General features: G+C 75.3%; 7 protein-coding genes. 2 read left to right on the forward strand and 5 right to left on the reverse strand.

Annotated features, from left to right (window positions below):
- Positions 1–303 precede the first annotated feature (303 nt).
- Entirely contained in the window at positions 304–690 is a 387-nt protein-coding gene (locus tag DQW06_RS10845; RefSeq protein ID WP_013152830.1) for a pyridoxamine 5'-phosphate oxidase family protein, read from the forward strand.
- Positions 691–701: 11 nt separating this feature from the next.
- Here DQW06_RS10845 and DQW06_RS10850 read toward each other — a convergent pair whose 3' ends face one another.
- The 5 genes from DQW06_RS10850 to DQW06_RS10870 all read right to left on the reverse strand — a co-directional run bounded on the left by DQW06_RS10850 (position 702) and on the right by DQW06_RS10870 (position 6,679).
- The gene (locus DQW06_RS10850) at positions 702–1,280 is read right to left on the reverse strand and encodes a DapH/DapD/GlmU-related protein (protein WP_041552608.1); all 579 of its coding nucleotides are present in this window, start codon (positions 1,278–1,280) and stop codon (positions 702–704) included.
- Between the two features lie 147 nt (positions 1,281–1,427).
- A complete protein-coding gene (murF, locus tag DQW06_RS10855; RefSeq protein WP_117198384.1) occupies positions 1,428–2,804 on the reverse strand; it encodes a UDP-N-acetylmuramoyl-tripeptide--D-alanyl-D-alanine ligase in 1,377 nt (458 codons plus the stop codon).
- A gap of 399 nt (positions 2,805–3,203) precedes the next feature.
- Positions 3,204–5,372: a cation-translocating P-type ATPase gene (locus DQW06_RS10860; protein WP_013152827.1), complete on the reverse strand. Its 2,169-nt coding sequence runs from the start codon at positions 5,370–5,372 to the stop codon at positions 3,204–3,206.
- A gap of 3 nt (positions 5,373–5,375) precedes the next feature.
- The gene (locus DQW06_RS10865; RefSeq protein WP_013152826.1) at positions 5,376–5,741 is read right to left on the reverse strand and encodes a metalloregulator ArsR/SmtB family transcription factor; all 366 of its coding nucleotides are present in this window, start codon (positions 5,739–5,741) and stop codon (positions 5,376–5,378) included.
- Between the two features lie 284 nt (positions 5,742–6,025).
- Complete coding sequence (locus tag DQW06_RS10870) at positions 6,026–6,679, reverse strand: TetR/AcrR family transcriptional regulator (RefSeq protein ID WP_197724900.1); 654 nt, start codon at positions 6,677–6,679, stop codon at positions 6,026–6,028.
- 337 nt (positions 6,680–7,016) lie between these two features.
- Here DQW06_RS10870 and DQW06_RS10875 point away from each other — a divergent pair, with 337 nt between their 5' ends.
- Entirely contained in the window at positions 7,017–8,492 is a 1,476-nt protein-coding gene (locus tag DQW06_RS10875) for an MFS transporter (RefSeq protein ID WP_086000755.1), read from the forward strand.
- The last annotated feature ends 27 nt before the right edge of the window (positions 8,493–8,519 follow it).

An 8,519-nucleotide genomic window follows, 5' to 3' on the forward strand; every position in this document is an offset into this window, starting at 1 on the left:
CCGGACCCACCGCGTACGTGTCATGGCGCCGATTGTGGCGTGGAAACGCCCGCACTGCCAGGCTTGCCGGTCCCCGCGCAGGTGGTGCCCGGGCCGTGGCGTGTCGGCTCGTCGGCCACCGGCATGCGGGGCGTGGACGGCGGTCCGGATGTCCGGCGGGGACGGCCGCGGTGCCCGTCCCCGGGCTTCGGTCAGCGGGCACCGACCGCCCAGACCGCTCGGGTCACAGCGGTGTCCCCGCCCCGGTGGAGGGCTGGGGCGGGGCGGTGGGATGCTGGGGGCGGTCGGACCAGGGAGGACAGGATGGACGAGGACGAATTCACGCGGTTCTGGGCGCAGCGGCGACTGTGCATGCTGGCGTCGCCGCGCCCGGACGGGTCCATCCACCAGGTCCCGGTGGGGGCGACCTACGACGCCGAGGCGCGCCTGGTACGGGTGATCTCCTCGGGCAGCAGCTACAAGGCGCGCAACCTCGCGGCCCACCCCGGCGCCAGGGTGTCGGTGTCGCAGGTGGAGGGGCGCGCGTGGTGCACGGTGGAGGGCTCCGCGACGGTCTCCGACGACCCCGAGCGGGTGGCGGAGGCGGTGCGCCGCTACGGCGAGCGCTACAAGACGCCGCGGGAGAACCCGAACCGAGTGGTCATCGAGATCGCCGTAGAACGGTTCCTGGGCAACGTGCGTCCGGGCTGAGGGGTCCGGCGCTACCAGCGTCGGCGCACCGTGCCCTTGGGCCCGGCCACCAGGCTCGCGGCCGGAACGTCGTCGGCCACGACCGTCCCGGCCGCGACCACGGCGTCGCGGCCGATGCTGACGCCGGGCAGGATCGTCGCACCGGCGCCGATCCACACGTTCTCCGCCACGTCGATGGGCGCGCCGCTGAGGAACCGGCGCCGCTCGCCGGGGTCCACCGGGTGGCCGACCGTGATGAACGTGGCCTTCGGGCCGACCATCACGCCCTCGCCCAGGCGAATGCCCGCGTAGTCGAGGAACGTGCAGCCCTGGTTGACGAAGACGCGCTCGGCCAACTCCAGGCGCAGGCCGTGGTCGGTGTAAAAGGGCGGATAGATCGTCACCCGTGCCGGGAGGGGGCGGCCCAGGATCTGCTCGAACAGCGCCGCCTTCCCCTCCTCGTCGTCGAACGGGAGGACGTTGAGGCGGGAGGTCAGCTCCGTGGCCCGCAGCACCCTCTCGCTCATCGCCCGGAACTCGGCGCCCAGGACGCGTTCGCCCCTGGCCTGGAGTTCGGGGTCGTGGATCAGCATGAAGCGGTCGTCGGTCATCGGGTGATTGTGGCGCATCCGCCGACGGGGTCGCGTCACCGCTGCTCCAGATCCGCTCCTCCGAAGCCGCTCCTCCGCCGACGGGTCGGCGGCCACGGGCGCCCCGCCGGGCGGGGCGGCGTGGCGGCCCCGCCCGGCCCCGGTCGCCTACCGGGCCGCGAGCGCGTCCGCGAGTTCCCCCAGTTTCAGGGCGTTGGCGCCCTTGACGAGCACCACGTCCCCGGCCCGGAGGCCGTACCGTTCCAGCCACTCCCCGGCCGCGTCCCTGTCCGCGACCACCTGACCGCCGGGCCCGTACTCGTCCGCGAGCGCGTGCGCCTCCGCCCGGCCCACCGCGACCAGCACGTCGACGCCCAGCGACGCGGCGAGCGCGCCGACCCTGCGGTGCTCCCGCTCCGAGCCGTCCCCGAGTTCGCGCATCTCCCCCAGCAGGGCGATCGTGCGTCCGCCGCTCTCACGGCCCAGGTGCGCCAGCGCGCGCAGCGCCGCGCTCGTGGAGTCGGTGTTGGCGTTGTAGGCGTCGTTGACCACCGTCACCCCGTCGGGGCGTTCGGTGACGCGCATCCGCCCCTCCGACACCGGCACCGCCGCGGTGAGGGCCCCGCCGATCTGTTCGACGTCCATCCCCGCCGCCCCGGCCACCGCGGCGGCGGCGAGCGCGTTGGGCACCTGGTGCTCCCCCACCACCTGAAGGCGGACCGGGGCCTGCCCGGCCGGGGTGTGCAGGGTGAACGAGGCCCTGCCCCGCCCGTCGAGGGCGACGTCGGTGGCGTACACGTCCGCGGCGCGCTCCACCCCGAAGGTGACCACCTCGGCCTTCGTGCGCGCGGACATCGCGGCCACCCGCGGATCGTCGGCGTTGAGCACGGCCACGCCGCCCTCGGCCGCGGCGGGCAGCGCCTCGACCAGTTCGCCCTTGGCCCTCGCGGTCATGTCCGGGCCGCCGAACTCCCCGGCGTGCGCGGTGCCGACGTTGAGCACCGCCCCGATCCGGGGCGGGGTGATACCGGTGAGGTAGGCGATGTGCCCCTGCCCGCGTGCGCCCATCTCCACCACCAGGTGGCGAGTGTCGGCGGTGGCCTCCAGGGCGGTGAGCGGGAGGCCGATCTCGTTGTTGAACGACCCCTGCGTGAAGACGGTGGCTCCGGCGCGGTCGAGGACCTGGGCGATGAGGTCCTTGGTGGAGGTCTTGCCGGAGGAACCGGTCACCGCGATCACGTCCAGGTCCGCCAGCGCCTCGACGTGGGCGCGGGCCCAGGCGCCCAGCGCGGCGAGGGGGTCCTCGACCACCACGGCGGGCAGGCCGAGCGGGCGGGCGGCGAGCACCGCGACCGCCCCGGCCTCGACGGCGGACGGGGCGAAGTCGTGTCCGTCGCGGCCCTGTCCGGGCAGTGCGACGAACAGGTCACCGGGGATCGCCTCGCGGGAGTCGAAGGCGACCCCGGTCACCTGGGTCGCGGGATCGGCGTCGGTGACCCGGCCGCCGGTGGCGGTAGCGATCTGGGCGAGGGACAAGGGCTGCACGTGACCTCCGGATGCGCTCGGCGTGAGGGTTCGACCGTACCGAGGAAGGCCGGGCGAGACCGTGATTTCGGGGCAAGGCGCGGCCTCCGGTCCACACGGACCCGGGGCTCGGCCCGCCTTGTCGGTCAGGCCCGTACGCGCCGGTCCGCCTCCTCTCGCGGGAACGCGCCGCGCACGCGAACGCCCCGCTCCCGCCGCGCGGGCGGGAACGGGGCGTCGTGGCGGCGCCTACACGGGGTCGCCCGTGCCGCCTGCGGGGTCCATGACCCCACAGACCGGCTCACCGATGCCACAGACCGGCTCGCCGATGCCACCGCCGACAGCGACACCGCGCAGGGCGCGACGGGCAGCAGCACCGCCAGGAGGGTGGGCGGCAGGGGACCGGTGTGACGGCGGCGCTCACGTGTGCTCCGGTGTCCGCGCGGCGTCCGCGTCCGAGGAGGCGGAAGGGGAGACAGTGACCGGAGCGCGGCGCCCGGCGCGCACTCCGTTGGCGATGACCAGGACCTCGGCCAGCTCGTGGGTGAGGATGACCGCCGCCAGACCCAGCACCCCGAACGCCGACAGCGGGATGAGGACCAGCAGGATCGCCCCCGACAACAGCAGGCTCTGGAGCATGATCCGCCGGGCCCGGCGGGCGTGGGCCAGGGCCCGGGGCAGCGCCCGCAGGTCCTCGCCCATGAGGGCGACGTCGGCGGTCTCGATCGCGACGTCAGTGCCCATCGCGCCCATGGCCACCCCGGTGTCGGCGGTGGCCAGGGCGGGGGCGTCGTTGACGCCGTCGCCGACCATCGCCACCGGCCCGTGGCGGCGCAGAGCGCTGACCAGGGCCGACTTGTCCTCGGGACGCAGGTCGGCGTGGACCTCGTCAATGCCGACCCGCGCCGCCAGGGCGCGGGCGGTGCGCTCGTTGTCGCCGGTGAGCATCACGGTGCGCACGCCCATGCGGTGCAGGGCGGCGACCGCCTCGGCGGCCTCGCCGCGCAGCTCGTCGCGGATCGCGACGGCGCCGACCAGGCGGCCGTCGGCCTCGACCAGGACGGTGGTGGCGCCCTGTTCCTGGAGTCGGGCCACCTCCGGCGCCAGCGGCCCGGGGTCGATGTAGCCGGGCCGGCCGAGCCGCAGGGGCGTGCCGTCGGCCGAGGTGCCGGTCAGGCCGTTTCCGGCCACCGCCGCCACGTCCCGGGCGGGTGCGGGGTCGGGGTGGGAGGCCAGGATCGCGGCGGCCAGCGGGTGTTCGCTGCGCGCCTCCAGCGCGGCGGCCAGGGCCAGGACCTCCTCGCGGGTGCGCCCGTGCGCGGGTGCGACGGCCACCACGGCGGGCGCGTTGCGGGTGAGGGTGCCGGTCTTGTCCAGGGCGACCACGCGCACCGTTCCGAAGGACTCCAGGGCGGCCCCGCCCTTGACCAGCACGCCCGACCGGCTCGCCGAGCCGATCGCGGCGACCACGGTGACGGGGACGGCGATGGCGAAGGCGCACGGGGAGGCGGCCACCAGCACCACCAGGGCGCGCTCGACCCACACCCCCGGGTCGCCGAACAGGGAACCGGCGACGGCGATCAGGGCCGCGGCGACGAGGATGCCGGGCACCAGGGGTCGGGCGATCCGGGCGGCCAGGCGCTGGGCGGCGCCCCTGCGCGCCTGCTCGCGTTCGACGATGTGCACGACGCGGGACAGGGAGTTGTCGGCCACCCGGGCGCTGGCCTCGACCTCCAGGGCGCCGCCGCCGTTGACGGTCCCGGCGAACACCCCGGTCCCCTCGACGGCCTCGACGGGGACGGACTCACCGGTGACGGTGGAAGTGTCCACGGTGGAGCGGCCCGCGCGGACGACGCCGTCGGTGGCGATGCGCTCGCCGGGCCGGACCAGGAGCAGGTCCCCGACGTCGAGTTCGGCGGGGTCCACGGTGGTCTCGCGGCCCTCGCGCAGCACGGTGGCCCGGGGCGGGACCAGGTCGAGCAGGGCGCGCAGGCCGTGGCGGGTGCGGGCCACGGCGTGGTCCTCCAGGGCCTCGGCCAGGGAGAACAGGAAGGCGAGCATCGCGGCCTCGCCCACCTCGCCGAGCAGGACGGCTCCGGCCATGGCCACGGTCATCAGCGTGCCCACACCCAGCCTTCCACGGACCAGGGCGCGCAGGGTGCCGGGGACGAAGGTCCACCCGCCCGCCGCGATCGCCCCCGCGAACAGCACGGTCGCCAGGACCGGCACCGGCGCGAGCCACTCGCCGACCAGTCCGGACAGCCACAGGACACCGGCCAGGCCCGCCCACCGGACGGTGGCCGAGTTCCACCACGCGCCCGGGTTCTCCTCCGGTTCCGGGGCGCCGGCGCCGCAGGTGGGGTCGCCGCAGCCGTCGGCGTCGGCAGTCTCACCGGCACCGGCGTGACCGCCGTCGGAGGCACTGTCGGCGGTGACCGGGCGGGGGCGCCCGCGGGCGTCGCCGCCCGAGCAGCAGGAGCAGGTGACCGAGGCGGGGGCCCGGGACGCGGGCGCGGGTGTCAGGTTCGGCGTCGGGCGGCCCCGGCGGGGCTCGGGCGCCCCGTCGCCGCCGCAGCACAGGTCGGACACGGTTCAGCCCTCTCCCACAGCCGGTTCGGGGTCGGGCAGCAGCAGGGCCAGCAGGGTGTGACCCGCGTCGGTGAGGCGGTACATGACGAGCTTGCCCTCGCGCCGGGAGGCGGCCAGACCGGCGGTGCGCAGTTGGCGCACGTGGTGGGAGACGAGGTTCTGCGAGGCGGAGCAGACCCAGGCCAGGTCGCACACGCACAGTTCGTCGCCGACCGCCAGCGCGCGGGCGATGCGCAGCCGGGTGGGGTCGGCCAGGGCCCGGGCCCGGTCGGCGGCGAGCCGGACGTCATCGTCGGCGGGCACGCGGGCGCGGACCGCCTCGGCCTGGGGCAGGTCGAGGCAGAGGAGTTCACAGGAGTCGGAGGACATACCAACAAACTAACGCTCGTTGATATGTTGGGTCAATGTGAGACCCCGGTCCGATCCGGCGCGCCCCTGCCCACGACGGGGCTCCCCGCGCCGAAGCGGGCCCCTCGCGCGGGACGGGGTACGGCGCCCGGAACGGGGAGCGCACGGGTCAGAGGGTGAGCAGCACCTTGGTCGCGCGGCGCCCGTCGACGACGCCGGTGGCGCCGAACCGCCGGGCGAGCGCCGGGCCGTCAGGGCTCCCGCCGCCCGCACTCCGCCCGGTCCCCCGCGGTGGACGGACGCGTCTACTCGCCGGCCCGCGCCCCGGACCCGGTGACGGGGGCGAGCCAGAGGCCGGTGAGGGCGTCGGTCAGCCCGACGGCGGCCCGGTGCCAGGACTCCCTGGGGGTGTCGGCCCCCTCGGCCAGGGCGCGCTCGCGCTCGGCGATCATGTGCACCATGAGATGGCGTGCCATGTCCCGGCGTTCCCCGCGGACCTCGGTCGGCAGGTCGGGAAGGCACCTGAGCAGTTCCTCCCCCACCCGGACCAGGGAGGGGGAGTTGAGGGCCTCGCCGGCCACGGTCGCACGGTAGGCGGGGTCGCTGACGGCCTGGGCGCTGAACCTCCCGTACCAACTGGGTGTGCCCAGGTCGGCGAGGTGCTGGGCCAGGGGTTCCACCATGCAGGCGATCCAGTCCCTCACCCGGTCGGACCCGTCGAACCTCAGCACCATGCGCAGACGCAGCTCCTCGATCTGGTCGTTGTGCCTGCGCACGATCGCGCGGATCAGCCCCTCCCTGGAGCCGAAGTGGTAGCTGACCGCGGTGTTGTTCCCCTGCCCCGCCTCCTGGCTGATCTGCCGGTTGGAGACACCGGCCAGTCCGTGCTCGGCGAAGAGCCGCTCCGCCGCCGCCAGAATCGCCTCCCGCGTCGCGGCGACCCGGTCCGACCTCGTCACCCTGCCGTTCACAGGGACCACCGTACCGATCCCGGAATCCGGCCGCCCACCGGCTCCGGCCGCTCCGGGATCCGGCCCCGCCCCCGACACCGTGCGCGTCCGGCACGGGCGCTCCCCGCCGGAACGCGGACGCCGCCGAACGATCCGCCCACTGTGTCCCTCCTCACCTCCGCGCCCGACAGCGGGCGCCGTCGGGGTACGTGCTGTTAGCGTAAGTCATGCGCCTGACTTAAAAGTGGGCGCTTTCGTACGTCCGGAAACGGGGACCCACTCCATGACCCATGCCCCTGGCGGAGCGACAGCGCCCGGTGACGCCGCTCCTCCCCTACGGCCGAACGTGATCGTCGCCGTCCTGGCCTTCGGCGGGATCGTCGTCTCGCTCATGCAGACCCTGGTCATCCCGCTCGTGCCCGTCCTGCCCGACCTGCTGGGCGCCACGCCCGGGGACACCGCGTGGGCGATCACCGCCACGCTGCTCGCGGCCGCGGTCGCCACCCCGACGGTCGGCCGCCTGGGCGACATGTACGGCAAGCGCCGCATGCTGCTGTTCAGCCTCGCCGTCCTCGTGGCCGGCTCGGTGCTGTGCGCCCTGGCCCACAGCCTGGTGCCGATGGTCGTCGGCCGCGCCCTCCAGGGCCTGGCGGCCGGGGTCATCCCCCTGGGCATCAGCATCATGCGCGACGTGCTGCCCCCCGAACGGCTCGGCGGGGCGACCGCGCTGATGAGCGCCTCGCTCGGGGTGGGCGGCGCGCTCGGGCTGCCCGCCGCCGCGCTCGTGGTGCAGGAGGCGGACTGGCACGTGCTGTTCTGGGTCGCCGCCGGGCTCGCGACCGGGGCCGCCGTGCTGGTGCGCGCCCTGGTCCCCGCGTCCGGGGTGCGCGCGGGCGGTAGGTTCGACCTGCCCGGGTCGGCGGGCCTGTCCGTGGCGCTGCTCCTGCTGCTGCTCGCGGTCTCCAAGGGCTCGGACTGGGGCTGGGGCAGCGGTGTCCCCGCCGCCATGCTCGCGGTCGCGGTCGCGGTGCTCCTGGTGTGGGGCTGGTGGGAGCTGCGTACGCCGCACCCGCTGGTCGATCTGCGCGTCAGCGCGCGGCGCCAGGTCCTGCTCACCAACACCGCGTCCCTGGTGTTCGGCTTCTCCATGTTCGCCATGTCCCTGGTCGTCCCGCAGCTGCTCCAGATGCCCGAGGTCACCGGCTACGGCTTCGGACAGACGATCCTGGTCGCGGGTCTGGTGATGGCGCCCAACGGGCTGGTGATGATGGCGATGTCCCCGGTCTCGGCGCGTATCTCCCGGGCGAGGGGTCCCAAGACGACCCTGATGGTCGGCGCACTGCTGGTCGCGCTCGGCTACGGCCTGAGCCTGGTGTCCATGTCCGCCCTCTGGCAGCTCGTGATCGCCTCCACCGTCATCGGCGCGGGCGTGGGCCTGGCCTACGGGGCCATGCCCGCCCTGGTCATGGCGGCCGTGCCCCGGACCGAGACGGCGGCGGCCAACAGCCTCAACACCCTGATGCGCTCCATCGGCACCTCCGTGGCCAGCGCCGTCGCGGGCGTGGTCATCGCCAACGTGACCATGACCGCGGGCGCGGAGGTCCTCCCCGCCCGGGAGGCCTTCACCCTGCTCCTGGGCCTGGGCGCCCTCGCCGCGCTCGCCGCCTTCGCCGTCGCCGCCTTCCTGCCCGGGCGGGGCAGGCCGGCCGACCTCGACCGGCCCGAACCCCCGCCCGCGGCCCCCGACCAGCGCGCGGACCCCTCGGAGGACGAAGGGACCGGACGCGACCAGGCGCGGGAGCACCCGAGCGGGCTCCGCTGAAGCCGAGCGCCAGGCGTCCGCGGACTC

The organism is Nocardiopsis sp. TNDT3 (assembly GCF_003427465.1).
GTDB lineage: Bacteria > Actinomycetota > Actinomycetes > Streptosporangiales > Streptosporangiaceae > Nocardiopsis > Nocardiopsis dassonvillei.

Bases quoted from the DNA above. Each gene is read 5' to 3' on its own strand.
- DQW06_RS10845 (WP_013152830.1), top strand. From the start codon at position 304: ATGGACGAGGACGAATTCACGCGGTTCTGGGCGCAGCGGCGACTGTGC.
- DQW06_RS10850 (WP_041552608.1), bottom strand. From the start codon at position 1,280: ATGACCGACGACCGCTTCATGCTGATCCACGACCCCGAACTCCAGGCC.
- DQW06_RS10865 (WP_013152826.1), bottom strand. From the start codon at position 5,741: ATGTCCTCCGACTCCTGTGAACTCCTCTGCCTCGACCTGCCCCAGGCC.